The organism is Anabaena sp. AL93, from assembly GCF_001672085.1.
In the GTDB taxonomy this organism is placed as follows: Bacteria; Cyanobacteriota; Cyanobacteriia; order Cyanobacteriales; family Nostocaceae; genus Dolichospermum; species Dolichospermum heterosporum.
The window spans coordinates 15388-42045 of sequence record NZ_LJOU01000037.1 but is presented as its reverse complement, the minus strand read 5'-3'; the positions used below and the strand labels follow the sequence as shown (position 1 = coordinate 42045).

Sequence of the window (26658 nt, the reverse complement as noted above, 5' to 3'; positions counted from 1 at the left end):
TTCTCTATTTCCTATTTAATCATTTTGTTGGCCAGCTAATCATTGGATCTATAGCTAGTTTATTGGATACTTCATAAGCACCATAACGATTGAGGTGACTAGGATCTGAAAAGTAATCATTTGCTTTTGTCCATAGCTGACTTAAATCACGATAGATAAATTGAGGATGATTGGTAAAGGTTAATAAATACTCTTGAAACTGTTGCTCATATTTCATGCGTACGGGATCTAAATAATCTGAAGTGAGAGGCATATTCACAAAGACGAGAGAGATATTATTATTTTTGGTAAACTCTAACATGGAATGGAATGCCTGATCTTGTTTACCTGCTAATTGGAAAGATTTATAATCATTATCGTAATCTCCAGAAACTTTGGGATGTTTTTGATAGTATGTGGTGGGATTATAGCGAATAGATAAAGGTAAGAATCCATCAAAATCAACTCCTTGGAGAGAAGAATTATTGTCTATTTCTGAATCATGAGTGATGTGGACTTTTGATTTAACTGGGGAATGTTGATAGCTAAAAGGTAGATATTGAAGTTGTTTTTGGAGAAGAATTTTAATTTGATCACGGCTTTTATAACTAGCAGATAAATTAGCTACAGACTGATTTAACCAATCGTTAGTGGTTTGATAGATATTAGTATCTGCTGTTTTAGGTTTATTACTAACTTTTTCTGTGGGATCTTTTAGATTTTTATTACCTTCATTAGCTTTGACTTTTGTTGGAGATTTCTGCAATATTTGTTTGTATCCTGGTGAAGATTCAATTGCATTGAAAGTAATATCTTCTCTCCCATTGTTAAAGGCACGAGAACCATCTGCCCATAAAATTATTTTTGGTAGTTCTTGGGGTTCTAAAACCTGACGGATGAGAACATCAACGACTTGGGCTGTTGCTCCATTAATGCCAAAGTTAAATATATCAATATTGCTATGATTCTGGGAGGATAAAGCTTTAGAAAGGGCGACAGGATCAACTCCTCTCAGTGCGCGAGAAGAACCAACAATTAAGACATCTGGTGGACGTTTTTTTGTAGATAACCGCTGTTTATATAGAGCTAATTGTTCATCTAATTGCCTAGCATTAAAAGTGGGTATTTGCGATCTGGCTGCTAATAAAATAGCTGTAGAAGTGGCTTTTTCTTTTAATGGTCCGGCTGGCAAATTTCCTGATTGAGCATTATTATCATTAATAAATCCAGAAGCATTAAAGGCGGAGGGATCATTATTAAGTAATTCTGTTGTCCCTGGTTGATTTGAAAATGATGTTTTCTGATTATTTGGTGATAGTGAGGATGCTTGTGCTTGTGAGGATAATGGTGAAACAATATTATTACTAGCTTTTGGTGAATTTTTAACAGTATGTGCGACGACGTAGCCTAACATAAAATCACTTTGTAAGGCGAGAAGTAATCCTAATGCTAACCAAATCATCCCGCTGCCAATTCCTTGATTATCGGGATTTTCGTCTATTTCCTGATTAGATGGTGTAAATATTTGACTGTTTAAAAGTAAATTTCTGATTAATTTATTGGTGTTTAGTACCCAATTCTTTGATGCTTCTTTGAGAAAAATTTTTACTTTTTCATTGGTTAAATCGGGACGCAAAATTTCTTCACTGTTTTCATCTATCATTAGGGAATTTACATATTCTGATGTAGCGGCAAATTCTGGTGTTGCTTCAGGAACTAATCGAGAACGTTCTTCTAGATCAGCCCCATGATGCCATACGGGTTCTTTATCACCAGCACGACGACCATAAACACGGACACCAGTAATACCAGAAATTTTCAGTTGGCGGATAAATTGAGTCACTTTACTAGAAACTTGATAGCGTGTAGGACAAACGGGAGCATCACACATTATGTGTAATAAATCTTCTTTGCGAACTAGTAGTACCCGGATACCACCTGTTTTCAATCGCCAATCTAGGTTGGGATTGAGTAGTCGCTCTAGTAAAAAAATCATGGCTGGTTGATCACCTGCACGGGCAAGCTCCAATGCAGATGTGAGTAGGAATGGATGCTCAGATGCTGGTAAAGATACCCAATCTATCCAAGTTGGTTGTTTGTCTGTGGTTTTTTGTCCGTATATGGCGGCTGAGATAATGGCTTGAGGAGCAATACTTTCGAGTAGGGGGACAATGGCTTGTAGTGCGGTCGTTTTATCCGGTGCGGGTGCGGTTTCTAAGGGGTCAAAAGCTGGGGTACAGAAGATGTGCAAGGTAGATTCTTTGAGGGAAGTTTGCAATGCTATTTCGAAGCCTAATAATTCTTCAGTTAATATTCTAGCGATCGCTTGCACATCTCCCCATCGCGCCCATTCTTTTAACATCACCTCTGGAGGTGTCAAATCTACTCTTACCCGCCAATCTGGCTCTGTTTCCCCTCGAACTTGGGCAACAATAATGGCATCCTGATAACCGACAAGCTGCAAATGTCTGAGCTTTTGGGCTACCGTTTCTGCCAATAATGATGAATCAGGGCTATAGCTAGACTGACAAAATACCCAAAGACGATTAGCGACAATCTGAGAGTTATTTTTCGCCGCAGAGGGTTTAATTTTTACCTGTATTGCTATACCTAAATGGCTGAGATGTTCGCTCAAATAGCGAGCAATGGCATCCCCATCCCCTTGACGTGCCAAACTTTCATTAGAGATAATCAGCGAGCCTCCAGGGCTTATAGGCGTTTCTGTCTGTGCCAATAGTGCCTGTTCTAAATGTCGTTCCAGTTGATTTAAATATACCCGATGGCACCATTCAGGACGGTGTTCCCCTTTTTTTCGACCATAAATTAATACTTGGTATATTGACGGTTGTTCGTCATTGGTGAGGGTATCTACATCAGTTTGCTGTAGTGCCTGCAATAACTCCGATAAGGTTTGCCAGCGTTGTGGACATTCAGCGTTTTCACAGAGAATATGTAGGTCATTACCTAGCAATCGGACTTTTACCCCGAAAGTATTTATACCCGTTGCTTGGCTTACCCATTGCACTAAGGAATTTTGACGATCATCAAGTAATACTGTTTTCATGGGCGGTGGGATTTAACAGCAAGGTTGTATGGGGGAATTTCGGCTGTACTTGTCAACTAGAATCATAGAACTATCACATTTTGCCATTTTTTTAAATAATTTAGGACTTACGCAGCTTGCAAAATTGACAAAGATGGTCTTGGAGAATGTTTGAAAAGTGGTATCCCGTAATTTTCATCACATTGTTACCCCCCGTTCTCCTAAAGGGGGGTAACAATAAAAATCTAGTTCCCTCCCCTTTATAAGGTTTTATCAATTTCAGGATTAACCCAACAATCATCAGTAACAATAAAAATCTAGTTCCCTCCCCTTTATAAGGGGAGGGTTAGGGAGGGGTAAAATATTTGATACAGCAATCATGACTTTTCAAACACCATCTTATGGAAGAATTTAGGAATTAGGAGGTAGGGGCGCAGCAGGGTTAGCGCATCTCAACCCCTATTGACAAAGGGATTTACTCGATATGTGGGAGGATGTTCAATTGACACAACTCAAGGTAGTTTAAGAGATAACCCATCTAACCACTGTATCTAAGTAATGTCAACGGGATTTAAGAAGAAGTGCAAAACCAAAACATCTGTTATACCCAGTGTAGACAGCAAAGAGATTACCAGTAAGTTTCTGCACCACTTTACGGGAATAAAAGATCCTAGAGCAGAAAGGACTCGAGTTTCACCATAAGAATACTCGGTAACTGGGAAACTCAGGTTTTAACCGCTTTGAATATTTTTTCATTACCGCCTTGGAGTTGGGAAATTTGGGGTGCTTTTGTAATTCACTTCAACGGGACAATTACCGATTCAAATTTCCCAACTCTGTACGCATAATGTTTTGCTCACTCATAGCCTCCCATTTCTGGGGTAATGTTAGCTGATGCCTACGGCACGCTGCGCGAACGACCTGTTATAAGAGCTTTTTAGACTTGCAACACTGTTTCACTGACCTTAAAACTGTTTAGTTGCAAATGACAGCGCAGGGAACTAGCTATGCCTACGGCAGGCTGGCGCGAACGCATTCGGTGGGTGTCGTGACTCAAATAACGGCTACCCTTCGACTCCCTTCGACTTCGCTCAGGGCAAGCCCGCTCAGGGTGGCCTGGTCAGTACGGCTTGCTTGATTTCTCTTACAGGCCCAGTCCATTTAGGGCTGGGTTACTGACTAATCTTTCCTCAGTTCAGCAACAAGCGATCGCTCACCGCACCCTACAATCAATCATACCATCTCCTATAATTGATCGGATAACCTGCACACCTACATTGAAACTGTGACCGAAACTGGAAAATACAAAGATACCGTCAACTTACCCAAAACCACCCACCAGAATAAGTAGTCGGACAAAATTAAATTCACTTGTTGAGAGAGGGAACAGGTGACAAGTGACAGAAAAATAAGTTGTGCAATTAATTCTGTCCCATTACTTATTATAATTAATGTTGGGTTTCCTTACGTCAACCCAACCTACGGGGTAAAATCAAGATTATAAAACACAACTTTAATCACAGGATATTTATAGTATGGAATATCGCCGCGCTAAAGTGGCAGGAGGAACATACTTTTTTACAGTGGTGACAGAGAAAAGACGAAAAATATTATGTTTACCAAAAAATGTTTCTTTATTAAGATATGCTTTTGGTTATGTAATACAGAAACATCCATTTATTATAGATGCTGTTGTTATTTTACCTGATCATGTCCACTGTATTTGGACTTTACCAGAAAATTATCATGATTTTTCTACCCGTTGGCGGTTAATTAAAAGTTATTTTAGTCGTAAATGTGAAACTATTTCACCAGAAGAAATATCCGTATCTAGAAAAAAGAAAAAACAACGGGCTATATGGCAATATCGGTTTTGGGAACATTTAATTAGAGATGAAATAGATTTTCAATATCATGTTGAATATATTCATTATAATCCGGTGAAACATGATTTGGTAACAGCACCAAAAGATTGGGAATATTCAAGTTTTTATCGCGCTGTGCGTCAAGGTATGTATGACATGATGTGGGGTGCGGGTGAGGAAATTATTTTTGATGATGATATTGGCAACGAGTAGGTTGGATTGAATGAAATGAAACCCAACATTTATGGTATACTACTGATGAGTAGTGTCGGGTTTTCTCAACCTAATCTATTACTAAACAATAACATTTTAATAATCACAACCACCAAATTAATTAAGTTTAAAAAGGTTTCAAGCCATGACTACAACAGTTCAAGCAATCTTCAAACAATTCAACTCTATTTTTGGTCATTCAGTTATTAAGCGTCGTCAAGAGGAATGGGAACAAAGTCCGGAAGGTTGGGTAGAACAAAGTTAAACCCAACCCACAATTACTTACGCTGTAACCATTTCCGGTACTAAATTAGGGGATTTTGGCTCAAAATGTAAAACCATTATTTGCTCTGGACGTAAACTAACAGATTGATATGTTTGTCCATTGCGTGAAGCGAAGCTATCCCGAAGGGAATCGCTAAATTCTACTTCAAACGCAGCACCATCGGCTAATAATTCAACTATTGTACCAACTTGACCACGTAACAAGTTATATTCAGGTAAATCAACTGTGAGTGCTACTACGTCTAGTAATTGGGGCATACTTTTAGTCATCTAGAATTGTCTTTCCTTCTTCATATTGAGCTATTGCTTGTTCAATTATTTCATTACTCACATCTGTCAGATCAGATTTAGAATAAATTGTAGTGAGTATAATTCCTTGAGCATTTTTCAGATAATAAATCACCCTATATCCTCCACTTTTTCCTTTTTGAATGTTACTATTTTTAATACGAACTTTGAAAACTTGATATTTAATTCCCGCAATTCTATCTCCAGGAATTTCACCTGCTTGTAGTTGATCAATTAAAGGTTGAACATCACTACGAATTGAACGATAGCGTTTAGCCAGTTCTCTTAAATCCCTTTGAAAACGAGGAGTAAGAGCAATTTCAATTAGTAGTGGTTCATTATTATTCTGCATCTATTCCTTCCCACATTTGTGAAAGGGGTATAGTTTGTCCACTTAATGCTTCTTTTATTCCCTGATGAATACCTTCAATGACAATTTCTGTGGGTGTTTCTTCAAGAGATGAATTTTTCTCTAATTGGAAAATAGATTTTTGGATAAGTTCCAATGTGTATGTTTCCACAGAAAGTCCTTGCTGTTGTGCTTCTTGTATTAAATACTGTTCTAATTCTGGTGGTAAGCTGAGGGTTAGTGTCATAAGTCTATTGTGGATGACTTTATATATTGTAAACCTGCAAAAATAAAAAATTGTAAGTTAGGAGAAAATTATTTTCGATACTCATAAAATCTGTTATATTATAGTACATACGAATTAAAAACATCAAATCCAGATAACTTACAAAATTCATAACTGACTGAGGTTAAATCATCATGTCTAGTATAAACACAGGTATTGAGTGGACAGATAAAACTTGGAATCCCACAACTGGTTGTAACAAAGTTAGTCCAGGTTGTGTGCATTGCTACGCAGAAGCTATTACTAAACGCTTTCCTAATAATTTTAAAAATGGATTTGATTTAACTCTACATCCAGAAAGATTGACAGAACCTTTAAAATGGCGTACTCCTAGTAGAATTTTTGTTAATTCAATGAGTGATCTTTTTCATGAAGAAGTACCTTTAGATTTTATTCAAAAGGTCTTTAAAGTGATTCATGCTACGCCTCATCACATATATCAAATATTAACAAAAAGACCTGAAAGATTAGTTGAATTAGCACCACATCTAGACTTTCATAAAAATATCTGGTTAGGTGTATCAGTGGAAAATCAAAGTTATGTTTCTCGTATTGATTTACTTCGTCAAGTTCCTGCAAATGTGCGTTTTCTTTCCTGTGAACCATTGTTAGGTTCATTAAATCTTGACCTCACAAATATTGATTGGGTCATTGTTGGTGGAGAATCTGGTCAAAAACATCGTCCAATGAATATTGAATGGGCTGAAGACATTCGTGACCAATGCCAAAAAGCAGAGGTTGCATTTTTCTTTAAGCAAATCGGTGGTAGAACTTCTAAAGCTGGAGGTAAGTTATTAGATGGTAGAATATGGGATGAAATGCCAGAAGCTTGGCAAGAACATCAGAAAAAATGGGGTCAATCTCCACGAAAATTAGCATTAAAAAAAGAAAGTTTGCAACTTACGGCTTAGGTGGAAATGTGACTTTAACAGAATCTCCAAAGGTATTTTTTCTTCGTTCATTAACAGGTGGTTATGTAGTACAAAACACAATTTTATTTAAAATAAATTTACAAAAAAATAAAGTTTTCTTATGAAAGATAAAATGTTTGTGATAAAATTAATCTAGTTTTATCAACTTACCAAAATTTTTGATAATGGCGACAAAAAACTATGACTAATCTCTTACAACAAGCTTATGCTGTCGTCTCCCGGCTACCTGAAGATGAACAGAATGAAATTGCTCAACTGATTTTCCAACAATTAGCACAGCGTCAACAACTACTGCATCCAAAAACTATAGATTTTATGCAATTTGCTGGTATTGCGAATGCTGAAGAAACTATACTTTTACAAAACCTCGAACATGAGATTGCAGAACAAAGATTACTAGACTTGAAAAGGCAAATTGAACTGTGAAAAAAGCTTTACTAGATACTAATATCCTCTCATATTTTCTGCGAGGTGAAACACAAGTTGTCAAAAAATTCCGTGAATATCAACAATTTCATAGTTATCTAACTTTTTCTGTTCTTACCTATTACGAAATCAAAAGTGGATTGCTGTATAAAGATGCTAGAAATCTTTTGCAGCAATTTGAAATTCTTGCCAATAGCAGCGAGATTTTACCCCTTGATATAGATACAGCTAATGTTGCCAGTATTATTTATCAAGATTTACGTCAGAGAGGTTTATTAATTACTCCCCTCGACTTACTGACTGGAGCATCAGCAATTCATCATAAATGCGTTTTAATCACTGCCAATATTAAGCACTTTCAAAATATCCCTAATTTAGAATATGAAAATTGGATAACACCTCCCTTATCCTAAAAATGTAACACCATTATTTGCTCTGGACGTAAACCAATAGATTCATAAGTTTGTCCATTGCGTGAAGCGAAGCTATCCCGAAGGGAATCGCTAAATTCTACTTCAAACGCAGCACCATCAGCTAATAATTCAACTATTGTACCAACTTGACCACGCAATAAATTATATTCAGGTAAATCAATTGTGAGTGCTACTACGTCTAGTAAATTGGGTGTATTTTTAGTCATTTAATATTCAAAACAATAGCTAAAGCATTACTAATTTCCTGCATAATTTCTTCCGCAACTATTCCCACTTTTTTAATTAGTCGTTGTTGAGAAACTGAACGAATTTGAAAAGTATCTGCTGTGGATAATTTGCTTAAATTATTCTCTGCTGTTGTTTCAATACGTATCATCCAAGGTACTTGTGCAAAAACTTCGTTCCATCCGGTAATAGGTACAATAACCTTTAAGCGTAAAGTACCTATATCATCATTATTAACAATGATACAAGGTCGGGTTTTGCTAATTTCATCCCCTACTGTGGGATCAGCATTATACAGCCAGATTTCACCTCTACGCATAATCTTGGTACTCATAAAAATCTTCATTACAAGTATCAACAAATTCTGTTAAACTGCTTTCTGTTTCATAATAAGAACGCATCATTTCCGCAGCAGCAGTTAAGCTCAGTTTTTGAGGATTTTGCATTTCTTCACGCATGAGTTTTAAGGCAAATTCTATTATCTCTAGTCTTTCGACATTAGGCATTTGTTTAATAGCTTCTAAAATTTGGGGGTTGATCATAATTTGTGGCAATTGTAAGTAGTTTCTATTTTAAAGTAAGAAAAGTAAGATATACTGACTCTGCAACCTTCGTAGGTTGGGTTGAGGAACGAAACCCAACACCATCCACCAGAATATTATAATTAATGTTGGGTTTCCTTGCGTCAACCCAACCTACGGGGTAAAATCAAGATCATAAAATACAACTTTAATTACAGGATATTTATAGTATGGAATATCGCCGCGCCAATGTGGCAGGAGGAACATACTTTTTTACAGTGGTGACAGAGAAAAGACAAAAAATATTATGTTTACCAAAAAATGTTTCTTTATTAAGAGATGCTTTTGGTTATGTAATGCGGAAACATCCATTTATTATAGATGCTGTTGTTATTTTACCTGATCATCTCCACTGTATTTGGACTTTACCAGAAAATGATCAGGATTTTTCTACCCGTTGGCGGTTAATTAAAAGTTATTTTAGTCGTAAATGTGAAACTATTTCACCAGAAAAAATATCTATATCTAGAAAAAATAAAAAACAACGGGCTATATGGCAATATCGGTTTTGGGAACATTTAATTAGAGATGAAATAGACTTTCAAAATCACGTTGAATATATTCATTATAATCCCGTGAAACATGGTTTGGTAACAGCACCAAAAGATTGGGAATATTCCAGTTTTCATCGCGCTGTGCGTCAAGGTATGTATGACATGATGTGGGGTGCGGGTGAGGAAATTATTTTTGATGATGATATTGGCAACGAGTAGGTTGGGTTGTAGCTTGCTTCCCGAAGGGTATGAAATGAAACCCAACATTAACATCAAAATTGTTGGGTTTCGTTCCTCAACCCAACCTACAAAAATTAATTTAATTAATTCTTTTTAGCCATATTTTTAATGCTTCATTAACAAGATTTTTAGTTTCATCAACAAATGTTTGGTGGTATACTCGTCCTAAATGTATAGTTTCTGAAAATAATCTTCCTGAATTTTCTGAAACAACATAACAGCCATGACCACCGACTTCTTTATTAGACCAAGATGTACTTTTTTCTTTCATAGGAATATACGCCTTATATGTGAGATATTCCTCTGTTGTATCAAGTTGCATTCTCACAATAGTTTTATTTTTACGATGGTGCATAGTTAGCCATAAAAATAATATGATCTTTTTCGACTTCCTATCAAAAGAAAATTCTGCACACCGTCTCAGCTTATCCTTGCCATATTTACTAGCATACACAATACTTTTATTAACGATAATTTCTTCTATTCTCTGATCAAAACTTAATATTTGCTGCCTGATTTGCGTTAAATTTTCTAATTCTGTATTTGTTAACGCCCCTAACCAATCTAATAATAATCTTGGTGGTTCAGGAATATGATCATTTTGTTGATTTTGTAAATTAACTTGTTGATAATTAATTTTTATCAGTTTCTCTTCTGATTGGTTATGAATGTGAGATAAAGAAAAATAAAATTCACTTTCCTTATATAGAATCGAGAAAGTAAATAAATCAAAATTTAAACGACTGTGTTTTTTGTCTATTAAATTATGACGATGGAAATTAGGACATATTGCAAATAAATTAATTTCTTGATTGTAATCAACATTATCTTTAAAAGGTTGTTCTTCTGCTAAATTTTCATAATAGCGTGTGAGTTGATTAATAACATAACGATCTTCTGTATTTTTTAATTCAATAATAGTCAGTTGATTATTTTTGCTAATTGCCACAATATCACAAATCTCTCCTTTTATATATAATTGGCGTGTTAAGGGTTTTAGTTGAAATATTTCTTCTAAATTCTCCCAAACAAAGGTTTCTAATTCAGACTCATCAATAAATTTCCAGCCTTGATCAGTTTTCTGTAATGCTACGTTGTTTTTCATTGTGGTGATAGGAGTAATAATATATTTAATTTATAATAAAAAGTACCTCATTATACTTGTTCAGTCCTGTAGGTTGGGTTGAATAAAGTGAAACCCAACATTAACTCCAAAATACCAATAAGCGTTGTTGGGTTTTCTCAACCCAACCGACGACTTATAATTGATCGGATAACCTGCACACCTACATTTAGGCATGAGATTGTGACCGAAACTGGAAAATACAAAGATACCGTCAACTTACCCAAGACTAACTTCGATATGCGGGCAAACGCAATCAAGCGCGAACCCGAAATCCAAAAATTCTGGGAAGAAAACCACATTTATTCTCAACTGGCTGAAAACAACCCCGGTGAATTATTTATACTGCACGATGGTCCTCCCTATGCTAACGGCCAGTTGCATATTGGTCATGCTTTAAATAAGATTCTCAAAGATATTATTAACCGCTACCATTTGCTCCAAGGTCGTAAAATTCGCTACGTTCCTGGCTGGGATTGTCACGGATTGCCCATTGAGTTGAAAGTTCTGCAAAATATGAAACAGGCAGAACGGCAAAATCTCACTCCTTTGCAATTGCGTCAAAAAGCGAAAGAGTTCGCACTGAAGACGGTGGACGAACAACGGGAAAGCTTTAAACGCTATGGGATTTGGGGTGATTGGGAAAATCCTTATTTAACCCTCAAACCAGAATACGAAGCCGCGCAAATTGGCGTTTTTGGGGAAATGTTCCTCAAAGGTTATATTTATCGCGGTCTAAAGCCTGTGCATTGGAGTCCTAGTTCTAAAACAGCTTTAGCAGAAGCTGAGTTAGAATATCCTGAAGGTCACGTTTCTCGCAGTATTTACGCCGCTTTTTCGGTGGTGAAGGTTGCTGAAGGGTTAAAGGCTAGTTTGGATGGCTTCTTGCCTGATTTGGGCGTGGCTGTGTGGACTACTACACCCTGGACTATCCCCGGTAATTTGGCTGTGGCTGTGAATGCTGCGTTGGAATATGTGGTTGTGGAGGTCTCACGCAAAGGCGCAAAGGCGCAAAGGGAATGCAGATATCTGATTGTTGCGGCTGAGTTGGTGGAACGGTTGGGAGAGGTTTTAGATTGTGAGTTGACTGTAAAGGCTAAATTCTCTGGTCAGGATTTGGAAGGGACTATTTACCGTCATCCTTTGTTTGACCGTGAAAGTCCGGTGGTGGTTGGTGGTGATTATATCACTACTGAGTCGGGGACTGGGTTGGTGCATACTGCTCCTGGTCATGGTCAAGAGGACTATATTGTTGGTCAGCGTTACGGTTTGCCGATTCTTGCCCCTGTTGATGATAGTGGGAATTTTACGGATGAGGCTGGTAAGTTTTCTGGCTTGAATGTTTTGGGTGAGGGGAATCAAGCGATTATTGACGCTTTAAGCGAGGCTGGTTCTCTGTTGAAGGAGGAGGCTTATCCTCACAAGTATCCTTATGATTGGAGAACGAAGAAACCGACGATTTTCCGCGCTACTGAACAATGGTTTGCTTCTGTGGCTGGTTTTCGGGATGAGGCTTTAAAGGCTATTTCATCTGTGCGGTGGATTCCGGCACAAGGTGAAAACCGCATCACGCCGATGATAGCAGAAAGATCCGATTGGTGTATTTCTCGTCAGCGTTCTTGGGGTGTTCCTATTCCCGTGTTTTATGATGAAGCAACTGGGGAAGTTTTGCTGAATGCGGACACGATTAACCACGTTCAAGCTATTATTGCCGAAAAGGGTTCTGATGCTTGGTGGGAGTTGTCGGTTGAGGAGTTGTTACCGGAACAATACTGCAATAATGGCAAGAGTTACCGCCGGGGTACAGATACAATGGATGTCTGGTTTGATTCTGGTTCATCTTGGGCGGCTGTGGCCAAGCAAAGACCAGAGTTATGCTATCCTGCTGATATGTATTTGGAAGGTTCTGACCAACATCGGGGTTGGTTTCAATCTTCTTTGTTAACCAGTGTCGCGGTTAATGGCATTGCACCTTATAAAACTGTGTTAACTCATGGTTTCGTCTTGGATGAAAATGGACGAAAAATGAGCAAATCGGTGGGGAATGTGGTAGACCCTCAGTTGATGATTCAAGGTGGGACTAACCAAAAACAACAACCTGCTTATGGTGCGGATGTTTTGCGGTTGTGGGTTTCTTCGGTTGATTATTCTGGTGATGTGCGGTTGGGTGGTAACATCATCAAGCAATTAGCGGATGTCAGAAATAAGATTCGCAACACAGCGCGGTTTTTATTGGGTAGTTTGCATGATTTTGATCCTCAGAAGGATGCTGTAGCTTTTGATGATTTGCCAGATTTGGATAAATATATGCTGCACCGCATTCGTGAGGTGTTTAATGAGGTGACGGACGCTTTTGATAGTTTCCAGTTTTTCCGCTTTTTTCAAACTGTGCAGAATTTCTGCGTTGTGGATTTGTCGAACTTTTATTTAGACGTTGCGAAGGATAGATTATATATCAGTTCTGCTGATGCTTTCCGTCGTCGTAGTTGTCAAACGGTTTTGCAAATTGCTTTGGAGAATTTAGCGATCGCCATTGCTCCCGTTCTATGTCATACTGCGGAAGATATCTGGCAATTTATCCCCTACGAAACCCAATATAAATCAGTTTTCCAAGCTGGTTGGGTGCAAGTGGATGATAAATGGGATAATCCCGAATTAGCGGAATTTTGGAAAACACTGCGACGAATTCGTGGTGATGTAAATAAGGTTTTAGAACAAGCGCGGACAGAAAAGTTAATTGGTTCTTCTTTAGAAGCTATTGCATTGATTTATCTTAGTGATGAAAAATTACGCGCTGCTATTGAACCTTTAAATGTTAGCGGGAATGGAATTGATGAATTAAGATATTTGTTCCTCACTTCTGAAGTCCAATTATTAGATACTCCTGAGACATTAAAAGGATTGAAAACCCTGCGAGTTCAAGGTGAAGATAATTGGGATATTGGGGTAGTTAATGCCGCAGACTATGAGGATGAAGGGAAATCTTATCACAAATGCGATCGCTGTTGGAATTATTCTACCCATGTGGGTGAATCAGCAGAACATCCTTTACTTTGTGAAAGATGTGTTCCCGCTTTAGCTGGAGAATTTTAAAATCATGTAAGGGTTTAGCAATGCTAAACCCCTACACGCAACAATGTTTTCCCTATCATACATAATCAGGACTTACGCACGAATCACGGAATATCTAACCACAGAGGCACAGAGGACACAGAGGAAAGAGGTTTTGAGGATATTTTGTGTAAGTCCTAATAATATGAAAACAAAAACTATGAAAACTCAAACAACTGTAGTTATAGAAACCTTACCAATGGTTTTGAAAATGCAACCAAATATTATTATAAGTGATGAGCAATTCTTTGAGTTTTGTCAATTAAACCGTGATTTAAGAATTGAACGTAATCAATTTGGAGATTTATTAATTATGTCACCTACAGATTTAGAAACAGGTGAACGTAATTTTAATTTAATTGGTGAATTAGGTGTTTGGACAAAGCAAAATGGTACAGGAGTAGGATTTGGTTCTAGTGGTGGTTTTACCTTACCTAATGGTGCAGTGCGTTCTCCTGACGCAGCTTGGATAAACCGCACAAAATGGGAAGCAATACCAGCAGAACAAAGGAAAAAATTTGCTCCTATTTGTCCTGAGTTCATTATTGAATTGCGTTCAGAAACTGATAATTTAAAGATTCTGCAAGAAAAGATGCAAGAATATATAGATAATGGTACACAATTAGGATGGTTAATTGATAGAAAACAACGGAAAGTATTTATTTATCGTCCCAATTGTGTAGTTGAAGAATTAGACAATCCCCAAACATTAACTGGTGAGAATTTATTACCCGGATTTGTTTTAGATTTAAGTCAGATTTGGTAATAAATAACAGTAGAACATAGATATTGTAAAAACTAATAAATCCATTAATTCATCTGCGTTCATCTGCGTACCCTTCGGGAAGCAAGCTACAATCATTCTTGAAATTTTATTTGGTAATAAATAAATTATATTCCAGCTTTAGCGAGAGAATTTTCCCTCTAATCTTGATTGAAAAGAATTTGGTTGAATTAAACAATAAGAACCAAGACGATATTCTGGGGGGGCGATTTTTTTAGTTAACTTTGCTAAAATGGGTCTTGGGACTTCAGCGGTATGACGTTGGGTTAATACAGGCATTTCTTGCCAACAACTGCGGCAAAACCAATAAGATTCAGTACCACGAATATGGTGTAAGAGTGAATCGGAACAACAAGGGCATTGAGGCATAATAGTTTTAAGTCCTTCTTTGCAAGCGGTTGGCTAAATGTAGTCATGTAATGAATTGAGATAAAATAAAACTTCTTATGTACATTCCTGAATTTTAACTCTCAAGGATGGGGGGATTGTGAGAATATTTGCAAGAACAATATATTACGTAATATTTCGCTATATTGCCTCTATATTTATTTACACTCTAAACTAGAGTAATCTTAAATGGATGAGACATCTGGTAGTAAATCCCGTCCCCTCCTCTATATCCTCGCAACATCTTTAAACTGTCCGTGCATAAACAGAATGGGTTCTGAATTAAATAACAGTAGCTATTTAAGGAATCTCAGAATATGTTGGAAATTAAACGCAACCAAGAAAATAGCCAAATTCATCAAGAAGCTTTAGTATTACCCTTTAATGCCGTAGGAATTGCAGATATTTCCCTAGTAGGTGGTAAAAATGCCTCTTTAGGGGAAATGATTCAAGAACTCAGTTCCCAAGGAGTGAAAGTTCCCACTGGATTTGCCACTACTGCTTATGCTTATAGATACTTTATTACTGCGGCTGGGTTAGAGGAAAAACTGAGGAAGATTTTTGCAGATTTAGATGTGGAAGATATGGATAATTTGCAGGAATGTGGGAAAAAAGCCAGATCATTGATGTTGGAAACCCCATTTCCGCTAGAATTACAAGGAGCGATCGCTAAATCCTATCAAAATCTTTGTGAAGAATACGATATTAATACTGATGTAGCTGTTCGGTCTAGTGCTACAGCGGAAGACTTACCAGATGCTAGTTTTGCGGGACAACAGGAAACCTACCTGAATGTTCATGGCATCAAAGGTGTATTAGAATCTTGCCATAAATGCTTTGCCTCTATTTTCACAGACAGGGCAATTTCCTACAGACAAATAAGAGGTTTCGATCATTTTGAAGTAGCCTTATCAGTCGGTGTCCAAAAAATGGTACGTTCTGATTTAGCATCTTCTGGAGTCATGTTTTCCATTGACACAGAAACAGGGTTTCAAAATGCCGCTTTAATTACCGCTGCTTATGGTTTGGGTGAAAACATCGTTCAAGGTGCAGTTAACCCAGATGAATACTTAGTATTTAAACCAACTTTAAAAAAAGGATATAAACCCATTCTCCAAAAGCGGTTGGGAACAAAAGAAATTAAAATGGTTTATGATCTAGGCGGATCAAAATTAACCAAAAATATTTCCGTTTCTCAACTTGAACGTCATCAATTTGCCCTAAATGATCAAGAAATCCTCCAACTAGCGGAATGGACTTGTATCATTGAAGATCATTATTCCCAAATTCGGGGAATATCCACCCCAATGGATATTGAATGGGCAAAAGATGGCATAACTGGTGAGTTATTTATCGTCCAAGCTAGACCAGAAACAGTTCAATCACAAAAATCAAAAACCGTTCTCAGAAGTTATCAACTCCAAGAAAAAAGTCAAGTTTTATTAACAGGTCGCAGCGTTGGCGAAATGATTGGTCAAGGACAAGCTAGAGTAATTTTAGATGTTCCTGACATTAATCTCTTTCAAGCCGGAGAAGTGTTAGTTACTAACCGCACAGACCCCGACTGGGAACCGATTATGAAAAAAGCTAGTGCTATTGTCACTAACTCTGGGGGACGGACTTGTTTTGATGGAGAGACAAAAATTCTCACCAATCAAGGTTTTATGACCATTCAGCAGATTTATGAACAAGGATATCAAGAATTATCAACTTTAGCCCTCAACACCAAAACCCATCAAATGGAATGGAAACCCATTACAGATGCTATGAAACGGACATCTAAAACAATTGGTGTGAGTGTATCTCAAACTGGGAGAGTCACAGATAATATCCTGCGATTAACTCCTGATCATAAAATGGTCAACTTGCGGAATGGTGAATATACCAAAACTGAGATTCAAGAAATGTTAGATACTCAGGAAATGGTGCTTGTATCTCAGAATATTCCCACATTAGGTGACAACAAAAATCAAGAAGCTGATTTAGCTTATCTGATTGGGGGAATCATCACAGACGGTTCAATTTACACTAGTCGAACTCATGGAGAAGTCCAGTTTATTCAAAAATGTTTACCAGAAAAACAAGCATTCATAGCTACTATGAATGACAAAATGAATGCTGTTTATGGTAAATCTTTTACTCCTTGTGAGAAAGCAGTATCTTCAGGTTACATCCGAAGAAAACAGGTAAAAGGACAAGCTACAGCTTACGACTTAAAACAAAAAGAACAACAAATTACTCAAATTCTCCTAGAAAACACTTCAGAAGTTTCTTATCACTTTTTAGGAGGTGTGATTGATGGTGATGGCTGCTATGCTAATAATCGCATTAGCATCTATATCTCTGAGGAGAACTTACTACAAGCTGTGATTATTGCTTGTTTAAAAATCAATACTGTTCCTCAAGTTACTAAAAATCGTCATATCTACAATGTCCAAATTGTAGAAAAATTAGAGGAAATTTTAGAATATACCCAACGAGTTAAGGGAGAAGTTACTCCAAGAACTATTCAAACCCGGTTTTTTGCTACTAATCAACTATTTGCTAACAATGTTACCGGACAAATCAAACTTAGAAAAGATAAAAATTTATTGATTTCCGAGAAACAACTGCGGGAAATAAGCCAATTTGCAGACCTTTTAAAAGGTGATTTCCGAATGCAACGAGTTATTAAAGTTGCAGATGCAGTAGACGCTGAAGTTTATAATATTACTGTTGCGGATCATCATAATTATCTGGTTTTTACGGATAAATATACTCCTGTAGTTGTTTGTAACTGTCATGCGGCAATTATTGCTAGAGAAATGGGTATTCCTGCTATTGTTGGTTGTGGAAATGCAACAGAAATATTACAAACAGGACAAGAGATTACTGTTAGCTGTGCAGAAGGGGAAACCGGTCAAGTTTACTCAGGTTTATTAAACTTTGAAATTCAAGAATTACCATTAGATAACTTGCCTCGAACCCGCACCAAAATAATGATGAATGTGGGTAATCCTGAAGAAGCTTTAGGTTTAACCGCAATTCCTAATGATGGTGTTGGTTTAGCGAGAATGGAATTTATCATTGCTAATCATATTAAAGCCCATCCTTTAGCATTATTACATTTTGACGAATTAGAAGATGAACTTGCCAAATATAAAATTACTGAATTAACAGCCCAATATGAAGATAAAGCCGAATTCTTTATTGCTAAATTGGCGCAAGGTATAGGTACAATAGCCGCAGCATTTTATCCCAAACCTGTAATTGTCCGATTATCAGATTTCAAAAGTAACGAATATGCAAACCTTTTAGGTGGTAGACAATTTGAACCCAAAGAAGAAAATCCCATGCTTGGTTGGCGTGGTGCTTCTCGTTATTATGATCCCCGTTATCGTGAAGGTTTTGCATTAGAATGTCAAGCTATGAAACGGGTAAGAGAAGAAATGGGTTTAACCAATATGATTCTCATGGTTCCCTTTTGTCGCACTCCCGAAGAAGGAAAACGAGTATTAGCAGAAATGGCAAAAAATGGCTTAGTTAAAGGCGAAAATGGCTTAGAAGTTTACGTTATGTGCGAGTTACCAAGTAACGTTTTATTAGCTGATGAATTTAGCCAAGTCTTTGATGGTTTCTCCATTGGTTCTAATGATTTAACCCAATTAACATTAGGATTAGATCGAGATTCTGAATTAGTGGCACATTTATTTGATGAACGCAACGAAGCTGTTAAAAGAATAATTGCCAAAGCCATAACTACTGTTAAACAAAATGGTCGCAAAATTGGTATTTGTGGACAAGCACCCAGCGATTATCCAGAATTTGCTCGTTTTTTAGTTGAACAAGGTATAGATTCTATTAGTCTCAACCCTGATTCTGTGATTAAGACAATGTTAGAAATTGCGAAAGCAGAAACAGGGGAATAACTAAGGGACTTCCAAATAAAAAAATACTCAACCACCTAACGCAAAAATCTCTCAAACCCTTATTCCTCTGGAGGAAAGAGGTTAGGAGAGAATTTTTCAAGATTTTTACTTTTTTGAAAGGATTAGTTAACAGTAGGTAAAAAGTGAATTTAAATGTCCGTTATAGTCCAATACAATTCAGTCAAGAATTTTTCTTCTCTCTGTGACCTCTGTGCCTGAAGTGGTTCGTTAAAAAAAGATTTTTAAATTAGTGGAGTTGAATTTATTAATATGCGGTCTACTAATATAGAGTTGGATTTATCTGATCCTTGTATTTTGCTTACCACATTACAAGAACTTCGTCAATCTGTTGATGAGGAAGGAAAAGAAATATTTCAAAGATGGAAAAAGCAAATTCACCGACAATCTTTTATTAATAGTAGTCTCAATCTTGCCTATTATTTGGCACTAAGAAGACACGATTTGCGACAACTGCAAGCGGCTTTAATGCCTTGGGGTTTGTCCTCATTGGGGAGGATAGAAGCTAAGGTTTTACCGACTTTAGATGCGGTGATTGCCACATTACAGGCAGTTTGTGGCACAGATAAGGATTCTATGATTATACATCCACCTTTGGACGCATTTTTTGAAGGCGATCGCTTACTTCAACAAAATACCGAAGATTTATTTGGCAACACCCTCGATAACCGTCGCGTCAGAATCATGGTAACGTTACCCAATGCAGCCGCTACCAATTACGAATTCCTGCGGGATATCATTGGGCAAGGAACAAACTGTGTAAGAATTAATTGCGCCCATGATACCCCGGTTGAATGGTTAGCAATGATTAACAATGTCAAACAAGCAGAATTAGAATTAGAATTAGAATCTTCTTGTAAAATTCTCATGGATTTGAGTGGTCCCAAAACCAGAATTAAATCTGTTCTTACCCCCAGTCCCAAACAACGAATATTTAAAGGTGAATCTCTTCTCCTTACCCATGAGTTACCCACGACTATTGATTCTGCCTTTTTTCAAGCCACTTGCACAATTCCCGAAGTATTAAAACAACTGACAATTGGTACAATGGTTTGGATTGATGATGGACGGATTGGTGCTTGTGTGGAGTCAATTACATCTGAGGGAGTGTGGTTAAAAATTACCCATGCCCGTCTCAAAGGTGAGAAAATATTACCAGAAAAAGGCATTAATTTTCCTGACACTGAATTACATTTGAGTTCTTTAACCACAAAAGATCAAGAAGATTTAGATTTTATCACCACCCATGCCAATCAAGTTGATATTATCGGTTATTCCTATGTGCAAACACCCGCAGATATTCAACTTTTGCAACAAGAATTAGCGACAAGATTACCAGAAAATTCTCCCACACCTGCCATAGTTGCCAAAATAGAAACACCCTTAGCAGTGAGTAATTTGCCAGAATTAATTATTCAAGCCGCCGGGAAACAACCCTTTGGAATTATGATTGCCAGAGGAGATTTGGCGCTGGAAATTGGTTATCAACGGCTGGCAGAAATTCAAGAAGAAATACTATGGTTATGTGAAGCTGCCCATATCCCCGTAATTTGGGCAACTCAAGTCTTAGAAAATCTTGTTAAACACGGAATGCCGTCACGGGCAGAAATTACTGATGCTGCCATGTCAGAACGGGCAGAATGTGTCATGCTCAATAAGGGTGATTATATTATTGAAGCCGTAGGCATCTTAGATGATGTCCTCACGAGAATGCAAGCCCATCAAGTCAAAAAAACACCTCAGTTACGGGCTTTACATTCTTGGTAAGGGACTTCCAAATAAAAAAATACTCAACCACCTAACGCAAAAATCTCTCAAACCCTTATTCCTCTGTGTCCTCTGCGCCTCTGTGGTTCGTTAATCAGGATAATTTATTTCTTGGAAGTCCCTAAGTAGGTTGGCGTTGAAAATTGTGGTTATGGCAAGGGAAGATGCAAGAGGCAAGAGGCAAGATGCAAGAGGCAAGATGCAAGAGGCAAGAGGCAAGAGACAAGAGGCAAGAGACAAGAAGCAAGAGACAAGAGGCAAGAGGCAAGAGGCAAGAGGCAAGAGGCAAGAGGCAAGAGTAAAGAAGTTTTCAGCGATTTTACGTTTTTTTACACAGTTTGATTTTATTGTGTATTCTGACTCCTGACTCCTGACTCCTAGCCCTCACAGACAACTTTTTCAGCAAACCCTACTTACTTTATTACCAATTTCTCTATTATTGCCAATAAAGGTGTAGAATAGGGAATGCTGTCTTTCATTAGATTAGGGAATTCATGGCGAAAAAGAGTATGATTGAGCGCGAGAAGAAACGCGCCAAAATGGTAGCTAAGTATGCTGAAAAGCGAGAAGCACTATTAGAAGAGTTTAGAACAGCAGAATCTCCGTTGCTGAAGTTAGAAGTTCACCGTAAAATTCAACAATTACCCCGTAACAGTGCGCCTACTCGTAAGCACAACCGTTGCTGGTTAACTGGTCGTCCTAGAGGCGTTTACCGTGATTTCGGCTTGTCTCGGAACGTACTCCGGGAATGGGCCCACGAAGGTCTTTTACCTGGTGTTGTTAAGTCTAGCTGGTAGAGTTAGTTGTCAATGGTCAGTGGTCAGTAGAAGGAGGCAAGAGGCAAGAGGCAAGAGGCAAGAGGCAAGAGGCAAGAGGCAAGAGGCAAGAGGCAAGAGAAATATCAATATCCCCCTATTCCCTGTTCCCTGTTCCCTGTTCCCTGTTCCCTGTTCCCTGTTCCCTGTTCCCTATTACCAATGACCAATGACCAATGACCAAGGTATTATTGCCCACAACAATAATCAATTCCCAGGCTATCTAAGAGTAGATCGCTAACGGCGTTGGCGATCGCAAACTCTCCAAAAAAACTTTTAGAAAAATCAAATGATTGCATCTCTGTAACAATAGCAATTACCAGAGAACCTAAATCATTTTCTCCCTCCATGCGTTGTCTCACAAAAATCTGTGATGCCCGCTGGGCAATATTTTGATTGATTGCTTCAGGAATAAACTCTTCATCAAGCCAATGTAACAGGTTTTGTTGTAACCATTCACCTTCTTGCTGGGGATTTTCCGAAGGAGGTAAGGTAATAGATGGAACTACTGAAGTCATTTTTGTATATTTTATATAGAATTTGTTTGCTAGGGTAATCTTAGAAGAAGATAATGGAATATGATGTTGCTGCTATTGTTCGGGGTTATGCTCAAGGTTATTTTCTCATGTCTGATGAAAGTAATAACCTGGGATGGTATGGAAGTAAGGAACGGACTCTAATCCCTTTGGATGAACGCTTTCGCTATCCTAAGTCATTACAGCGCGTCATTAACCAAGAAAGGTTTACAGTCGCCATTAACCGGGACTTTTTAGGAGTGGTTGCTGGCTGTGCTAACCGGGACACAACTTGGATTTCTCTAGAATTAGTCAAGATTTATGAGTTACTTTACCAAAATGGTTACGCTTATAGTTTTGAAACTTGGTTTGATGATAAATTAGCTGGGGGAATTTTGGGAATTGTCATTGGTGGTGCTTTTATTGGTGAATCCATGTTTTTCAACATTTCCGAAGGTTCTAAAGTAGCAATGGTGAAGTTAGTGGAAAGATTGCGTCAACGGAAATTTAGAATATTTGACGCACAAATGATGAATCCTCATTTAGCTAGATTTGGCGCTTATCATATTAGTAGTGAAGAATATGCAGTTTTACTTAAACAAGCTGTATCAAGTTCTTGTAACTTAATTTAAGGAGTCAGGAGGTAGGGGCGCAGGGCCTGCGCCCAGTCAGGAGTTTGAACAAAAAAAATTCATAAGGATTGCTATGTATAAGAAATGAAACATATAGCAATAATATTTGATTTATGAAAAGATACGTAGGGTGCGTCAGATATTACAAATCTGTTTATTGATACAATTTATGCAGTCTGACGCACCCTACAATACCTAATTTTTTTCAAGAATCAAATATGAGTTCTATATTTTTGAATATTATGGCAAAATATTCTCTGTTCCCTGTTCCCTGTTCCCTGTTCCCTTTTTTTTTGAGATAATTATAGTTTTTAAACTTTTGAGATTTTTGTCAATCATCGGGGAGTCAAATGAAGATATTAGTGCTGAGTTGGGAATTTCCACCGAGGATAGTTGGGGGAATTGCTCGTCACGTTGCTGAGTTGTACCCGGAACTAATCAAGCTAGGTCATGATATCCACCTAATCACGCCAGAATTCGGTCCAGCATCCTTGTATGAGGTGGTTGAAGGAATTCATATCCATCGTGTCCCAGTACCTGCTAGTAACGATTTTTTCCACTGGGTGGTAAACTTAAATGAGAGCATGGGAAAACATGGTGGTCAGTTGTTGACCGACAAAAGTCCATTTGATCTGATTCATGCCCATGATTGGTTAGTTGGAGATGCAGCGATCGCTCTCAAGCATACCTTTAAAATTCCCCTCATTGCCACAATTCACGCCACCGAACATGGACGCTATAACGGCATTCATAATGATACCCAACGCTATATTCATGATAAAGAATATGCACTAGCTCACAATGCTTGGCGAGTCATTGTTTGTAGTGAATATATGCGTCAGCAAATGATCCAAACACTACATATTACTAATGATAAAATTGACGTAATCTATAATGGCATCCGTCCAGAAAAGAAAATACATCATCAAGATTTTCATGCTCAAGATTTTCGGCGACGATTTGCCGCAGATTATGAAAAAATTGTGTATTATCTTGGTCGCATGACCTATGAAAAAGGCGTACCCATATTACTTAATGCCGCCCCCAAGGTACTATGGGAAATGGAAGGTAATGTTAAATTTGTTATCGTCGGTGGTGGTAATACTGACCATCTTAAACGTCAAGCTTGGGATTTGGGAATTTGGCATAAGTGTTACTTTACTGGGTTTCTGACTGATGAATACTTAGATAAATTTCAAACAATTGCCGACTGTGCAGTTTTTCCCAGTCTTTATGAACCCTTTGGTATAGTTGCCTTAGAAAGTTTTGCCTCTCGCGTACCAGTCATAGTTTCCGATACTGGTGGTTTACCGGAAGTAGTTCAACACGCAAAAACGGGAATTACCACTTGGGTAAATAACTCGGACTCTGTAGCTTGGGGAATATTAGAAGTTTTGAAAAACCCAGATTATTGTCAATGGTTGGTAAATAACGCTTATGCAGATTTAGAAAAAAGATTTAGCTGGACAAAATTAGGTAAGCAAACAGAAATGGTTTATAAAAGAGTAGTGCAAGAACGAGCAGAAATTGTCTGGTAACGAGAATCAAAGATTACGCTGATAATTTGCCATAAAAAAACACTACAAACCCTGTACGCTAGGAATTTAGCCTTGGACAATGCGAAAGTTAGAAATGATTGCTGTTTGCTTGACAAGATTTTAATATGATAAAGGCATTCCTAAATACATCCAAGCGTTTGCATAATGCAAAAAACAGCTTATTGAAGATGATAAATCGTATCCTAGATCGTTTAACAGCCAAGTTAAAACGGTTCTTTGAGGATATCATCGCCGATAGTCAGACTCCCACCGCCAAACCAGCTTATAAACTCCCTAAATTAGCTGGTCCTGTTCATAACTTAGGTGGAGGTGGTCCTGATGTTGATGACGCTATCCAATGGATGATTAATCAAGTCAGGGGTGGTAGTTACAGCGACAATAAAGTTAATGTTTTAGTCATTCGGGCTGCTGGTAATGATGATTACAATCAGTTAATTTATCCCATGAGAGGTGTCAAATATGTAGAAACTCTCATCATTCGTAATCGTCAAGAAGCGAACAGAACCGATATTTTTGATAAAGTCAGAAATGCTGGCGTAATTTTCTTTGCGGGTGGTGATCAATGTGAATATATTCGCCACTGGAAAAACACTAAATTAGAAGTTGCTATCAAGTCAGTTTACGATAAAGGCGGTGCGATTGGGGGTACAAGTGCCGGGGCGATGATTCAAAGTGAATATGTTTATGATTCCTGTGCTTGTGAAGATAGTATTGAAACTCATGAAGCCCTTGATGATCCTTACGGGAATATTACCTTTACCTATAATTTTTTCCAGTGGAAATATTTGCGCGGAACTATCATTGATACCCACTTTGATGAACGCAAAAGAATGGGAAGAATTATGGTTTTTATTGCCCGACAAATTCAAGATGGTGTATCTTCAAAAGCGTTAGGGATAGCAATTAGTGAACAAACATCTTTACTAGTTGATAAATATGGTATTGCTAAAGTTGTGGGTAAAGGTTCAGCCTATTTTGTCTTAGGAGATCATCTCCCAGAAATTTGTGAAAAGGGGACTCCTCTCACCTATCACGACTACAAAATCTGGCGAGTTCCTAGAGGTGACACTTTCGACTTAAATAAATTACCGTCACGGGGTTATTATCTCAGAAGTGTGAAGCGGGGAAGGTTTGATTCCGATCCTTATTAATACCATTTCTCTACACAAATCTACCTCATAAGCCCACTCATGTAGTTTCTAGTGAGGGCTTCAGCCCTCAAATTTGGACTAAAGTCCTCACTACAAACTTTGGCTTTGTAATTATTGGTGTGTCATAATTTCTAGTGTATTTGCTATTGTGGCAACCAATTTTCATCTAAAATTAATTCTAAAGCATAAACATATTCTTCGGGAAATGTAGAAATTATCAATCCTGTTTGTTTAGCTGCTTGACGACGGGCTTTTTCATAGCTTTCTGATAATCAATAATCAGTGAGTCATTTCATTTAAAGCTATATTAATTATTTCTTCACTAACTCCATGATGTTTTAAATTTTCAATAAAAGTAGAAACTCCTTGATTACGACTTTCTAAATAATATAATATGGCTGCGATAGGAGATGGAGGATCAATAGGATAATTTTGTTGTTCATAAACTTCTACTAAAGTCGTTAAAATATCTAATTTTTCATATTCTGGTGTATCAGGTTCAGCGTTAAAAATTTGTTCGATTTCTTTTAATGCCTGTTGATAATCTGATTCTGTTCTAATGGGTTTTAAGTTCATAATATCAAACCTCCTTAAACAATAGTAGCATCTATTTTGTCATATTCTTGATGAGTACCAATAAAGCGAATAAAAATAATGCCAATTTCATAACGAATATGGATAATTAAACGATAATTATTACCTTTAATATTAAAAACTACTCGGTTATTGGCAATAATACTGACATTAGCATAAACTTCTTTAATATCTGATGGAATTTGCCAATTTGCACGGGAAGCATCATCAAACCATGCTTTTAAAGGCTGTTCTATATCAGGATGTTTTTGCCAATATTCTCTTAGGGTACTCCGAGCAATAATTCTCATTGTTATAATTTTTATTAAACTGAATTGTTGTTTTAGACTTGACAGGTTTTCAGGATCTAATTCTTGAGTTTTACCTGCTTGATCTTCTGCTAATGCTGCTGTTGCAAGTTTGGCAAGTACATCATGAGATTTAGCAAATGCTTGATCCCAACGAGTTTCATCTTCTATTTCTTCGAGGATGAGTAAAGCAATTCTATCTTGTTCGGTTTCAGGAAGTTGCTTTATTTGTGCAATGGCTTTTTCTAGTAATTGAGTCATAGTTTTTACTGTTAATCATTATCTATTGTAGTAGATATGAGACAGCCAGGGAATAAATTCCCTGTCTAAAAGCAAAAGTCGGTTTTAACCGACTAATAATTATCTC

25 protein-coding genes and 2 pseudogenes are annotated in these 26658 nt (G+C 37.5%); 13 read left to right on the top strand and 14 right to left on the bottom strand.

Features of this window, described 5'->3' with window-relative positions; all coding sequences use genetic code 11:
- Window positions 1–19: 19 nt before the first annotated feature.
- The gene (locus AN486_RS11610; RefSeq protein WP_053539962.1) at window positions 20–3043 is read right to left on the bottom strand and encodes a hypothetical protein; all 3024 of its coding nucleotides are present in this window, start codon (window positions 3041–3043) and stop codon (window positions 20–22) included.
- A 1514-nt stretch (window positions 3044–4557) separates the two neighbouring features.
- Between AN486_RS11610 and AN486_RS11605 the strand changes: the two genes are divergently transcribed.
- Complete coding sequence (locus AN486_RS11605) at window positions 4558–5100, top strand: transposase (protein ID WP_053539963.1); 543 nt, start codon at window positions 4558–4560, stop codon at window positions 5098–5100.
- A gap of 282 nt (window positions 5101–5382) precedes the next feature.
- On the opposite strand, the gene AN486_RS11600 is transcribed toward AN486_RS11605, so the two are convergent.
- Genes AN486_RS11600 through AN486_RS11590 form a run of 3 tightly spaced genes read right to left on the bottom strand, consistent with a single transcriptional unit; the run spans window position 5383 to window position 6269 of the window.
- Window positions 5383–5655, bottom strand: coding sequence for a DUF4926 domain-containing protein (locus AN486_RS11600; protein WP_053539964.1), 273 nt, complete (start codon window positions 5653–5655; stop codon window positions 5383–5385).
- Window positions 5648–6025, bottom strand: coding sequence for a type II toxin-antitoxin system RelE/ParE family toxin (locus tag AN486_RS11595; RefSeq protein ID WP_039202178.1), 378 nt, complete (start codon window positions 6023–6025; stop codon window positions 5648–5650). The genes AN486_RS11600 and AN486_RS11595 overlap by 8 nt, the downstream gene beginning before the upstream one ends.
- Entirely contained in the window at window positions 6015–6269 is a 255-nt protein-coding gene (locus AN486_RS11590) for a hypothetical protein (protein ID WP_193964919.1), read from the bottom strand. The genes AN486_RS11595 and AN486_RS11590 overlap by 11 nt, the downstream gene beginning before the upstream one ends.
- Window positions 6270–6442: 173 nt before the next feature.
- Between AN486_RS11590 and AN486_RS11585 the strand changes: the two genes are divergently transcribed.
- The 3 genes from AN486_RS11585 (at window position 6443) to AN486_RS11575 (ending at window position 8079) form a co-directional block, all read left to right on the top strand.
- Window positions 6443–7219: a DUF5131 family protein gene (locus tag AN486_RS11585; protein WP_053539965.1), complete on the top strand. Its 777-nt coding sequence runs from the start codon at window positions 6443–6445 to the stop codon at window positions 7217–7219.
- Window positions 7220–7420: 201 nt separating this feature from the next.
- Window positions 7421–7666, top strand: a complete 246-nt coding sequence (locus AN486_RS11580; RefSeq protein WP_053539966.1) for a hypothetical protein — start codon at window positions 7421–7423, stop codon at window positions 7664–7666.
- Entirely contained in the window at window positions 7663–8079 is a 417-nt protein-coding gene (locus AN486_RS11575; RefSeq protein WP_053539967.1) for a type II toxin-antitoxin system VapC family toxin, read from the top strand. The genes AN486_RS11580 and AN486_RS11575 overlap by 4 nt, the downstream gene beginning before the upstream one ends.
- Here the strand turns inward: AN486_RS11575 and AN486_RS11570 are convergent.
- From AN486_RS11570 to AN486_RS11560, 3 genes are read right to left on the bottom strand one after another with little or no spacing between them, the layout of a single operon-like run.
- On the bottom strand, window positions 8076–8306 hold the full coding sequence (locus AN486_RS11570) for a DUF4926 domain-containing protein (RefSeq protein ID WP_053539968.1): 231 nt from the start codon (window positions 8304–8306) through the stop codon (window positions 8076–8078). The two genes, AN486_RS11575 and AN486_RS11570, sit on opposite strands and share 4 nt — an antisense overlap.
- Window positions 8303–8659 carry a type II toxin-antitoxin system PemK/MazF family toxin gene (locus AN486_RS11565; protein WP_254433040.1) on the bottom strand — a complete coding sequence of 119 codons (357 nt, stop codon included), beginning with the start codon at window positions 8657–8659 and terminating at the stop codon, window positions 8303–8305. Before AN486_RS11565 ends, AN486_RS11570 begins: the two co-directional genes overlap by 4 nt.
- The gene (locus AN486_RS11560; protein WP_015079878.1) at window positions 8637–8867 is read right to left on the bottom strand and encodes a hypothetical protein; all 231 of its coding nucleotides are present in this window, start codon (window positions 8865–8867) and stop codon (window positions 8637–8639) included. Before AN486_RS11560 ends, AN486_RS11565 begins: the two co-directional genes overlap by 23 nt.
- Window positions 8868–9076: 209 nt before the next feature.
- Here AN486_RS11560 and AN486_RS11555 point away from each other — a divergent pair, with 209 nt between their 5' ends.
- A complete protein-coding gene (locus AN486_RS11555; RefSeq protein WP_290600725.1) occupies window positions 9077–9619 on the top strand; it encodes a transposase in 543 nt (180 codons plus the stop codon).
- Between the two features lie 100 nt (window positions 9620–9719).
- Here the strand turns inward: AN486_RS11555 and AN486_RS11550 are convergent, their stop codons facing one another.
- Window positions 9720–10745, bottom strand: a complete 1026-nt coding sequence (locus AN486_RS11550) for an endonuclease NucS domain-containing protein (protein ID WP_290600723.1) — start codon at window positions 10743–10745, stop codon at window positions 9720–9722.
- 201 nt (window positions 10746–10946) lie between these two features.
- Between AN486_RS11550 and ileS the strand changes: the two genes are divergently transcribed.
- Both ileS and AN486_RS11540 read left to right on the top strand, forming a co-directional pair.
- Window positions 10947–13856: an isoleucine--tRNA ligase gene (gene ileS / locus AN486_RS11545; protein WP_290600721.1), complete on the top strand. Its 2910-nt coding sequence runs from the start codon at window positions 10947–10949 to the stop codon at window positions 13854–13856.
- A 178-nt stretch (window positions 13857–14034) separates the two neighbouring features.
- The gene (locus AN486_RS11540; protein WP_290600720.1) at window positions 14035–14640 is read left to right on the top strand and encodes a Uma2 family endonuclease; all 606 of its coding nucleotides are present in this window, start codon (window positions 14035–14037) and stop codon (window positions 14638–14640) included.
- Window positions 14641–14778: 138 nt separating this feature from the next.
- On the opposite strand, the gene AN486_RS11535 is transcribed toward AN486_RS11540, so the two are convergent.
- On the bottom strand, window positions 14779–15027 hold the full coding sequence (locus AN486_RS11535; RefSeq protein ID WP_039204343.1) for a hypothetical protein: 249 nt from the start codon (window positions 15025–15027) through the stop codon (window positions 14779–14781).
- A 335-nt stretch (window positions 15028–15362) separates the two neighbouring features.
- Here AN486_RS11535 and ppsA point away from each other — a divergent pair, with 335 nt between their 5' ends.
- The 3 genes from ppsA (at window position 15363) to rpsN (ending at window position 21535) form a co-directional block, all read left to right on the top strand.
- Entirely contained in the window at window positions 15363–18953 is a 3591-nt protein-coding gene (gene ppsA, locus AN486_RS11530; protein WP_290600719.1) for a phosphoenolpyruvate synthase, read from the top strand.
- Window positions 18954–19223: 270 nt separating this feature from the next.
- Window positions 19224–20738, top strand: a complete 1515-nt coding sequence (locus tag AN486_RS11525) for a pyruvate kinase (protein ID WP_290600718.1) — start codon at window positions 19224–19226, stop codon at window positions 20736–20738.
- Between the two features lie 494 nt (window positions 20739–21232).
- Window positions 21233–21535 carry a 30S ribosomal protein S14 gene (rpsN, locus tag AN486_RS11520; RefSeq protein WP_027404105.1) on the top strand — a complete coding sequence of 101 codons (303 nt, stop codon included), beginning with the start codon at window positions 21233–21235 and terminating at the stop codon, window positions 21533–21535.
- 206 nt (window positions 21536–21741) lie between these two features.
- On the opposite strand, the gene AN486_RS11515 is transcribed toward rpsN, so the two are convergent.
- Window positions 21742–22071, bottom strand: coding sequence for a hypothetical protein (locus tag AN486_RS11515; RefSeq protein ID WP_053539975.1), 330 nt, complete (start codon window positions 22069–22071; stop codon window positions 21742–21744).
- 53 nt (window positions 22072–22124) lie between these two features.
- On the opposite strand from AN486_RS11515, the gene aat reads away from it, so the two are divergent.
- The 3 genes from aat (at window position 22125) to AN486_RS11500 (ending at window position 25410) form a co-directional block, all read left to right on the top strand.
- Window positions 22125–22700, top strand: a complete 576-nt coding sequence (gene aat, locus AN486_RS11510) for a leucyl/phenylalanyl-tRNA--protein transferase (RefSeq protein WP_053539976.1) — start codon at window positions 22125–22127, stop codon at window positions 22698–22700.
- 350 nt (window positions 22701–23050) lie between these two features.
- Window positions 23051–24238 carry a glycosyltransferase family 4 protein gene (locus AN486_RS11505; protein ID WP_290600717.1) on the top strand — a complete coding sequence of 396 codons (1188 nt, stop codon included), beginning with the start codon at window positions 23051–23053 and terminating at the stop codon, window positions 24236–24238.
- 125 nt (window positions 24239–24363) lie between these two features.
- Window positions 24364–25410, top strand: a complete 1047-nt coding sequence (locus AN486_RS11500) for a cyanophycinase (RefSeq protein WP_190383816.1) — start codon at window positions 24364–24366, stop codon at window positions 25408–25410.
- A 143-nt stretch (window positions 25411–25553) separates the two neighbouring features.
- Here the strand turns inward: AN486_RS11500 and AN486_RS11495 are convergent.
- The 4 genes and pseudogenes from AN486_RS11495 to AN486_RS11480 form a co-directional block, all read right to left on the bottom strand.
- A pseudogene (locus AN486_RS11495) lies at window positions 25554–25667 on the bottom strand (DUF29 family protein); the annotation flags it as partial.
- Between the two features lie 22 nt (window positions 25668–25689).
- Window positions 25690–25986, bottom strand: coding sequence for a type II toxin-antitoxin system HigA family antitoxin (locus AN486_RS11490; RefSeq protein ID WP_053539979.1), 297 nt, complete (start codon window positions 25984–25986; stop codon window positions 25690–25692).
- A gap of 14 nt (window positions 25987–26000) precedes the next feature.
- On the bottom strand, window positions 26001–26294 hold the full coding sequence (locus AN486_RS11485; protein WP_053541325.1) for a type II toxin-antitoxin system HigB family toxin: 294 nt from the start codon (window positions 26292–26294) through the stop codon (window positions 26001–26003).
- A 42-nt stretch (window positions 26295–26336) separates the two neighbouring features.
- Window positions 26337–26552, bottom strand: a pseudogene (locus tag AN486_RS11480) (hypothetical protein); the annotation flags it as partial.
- Window positions 26553–26658 lie beyond the last annotated feature (106 nt).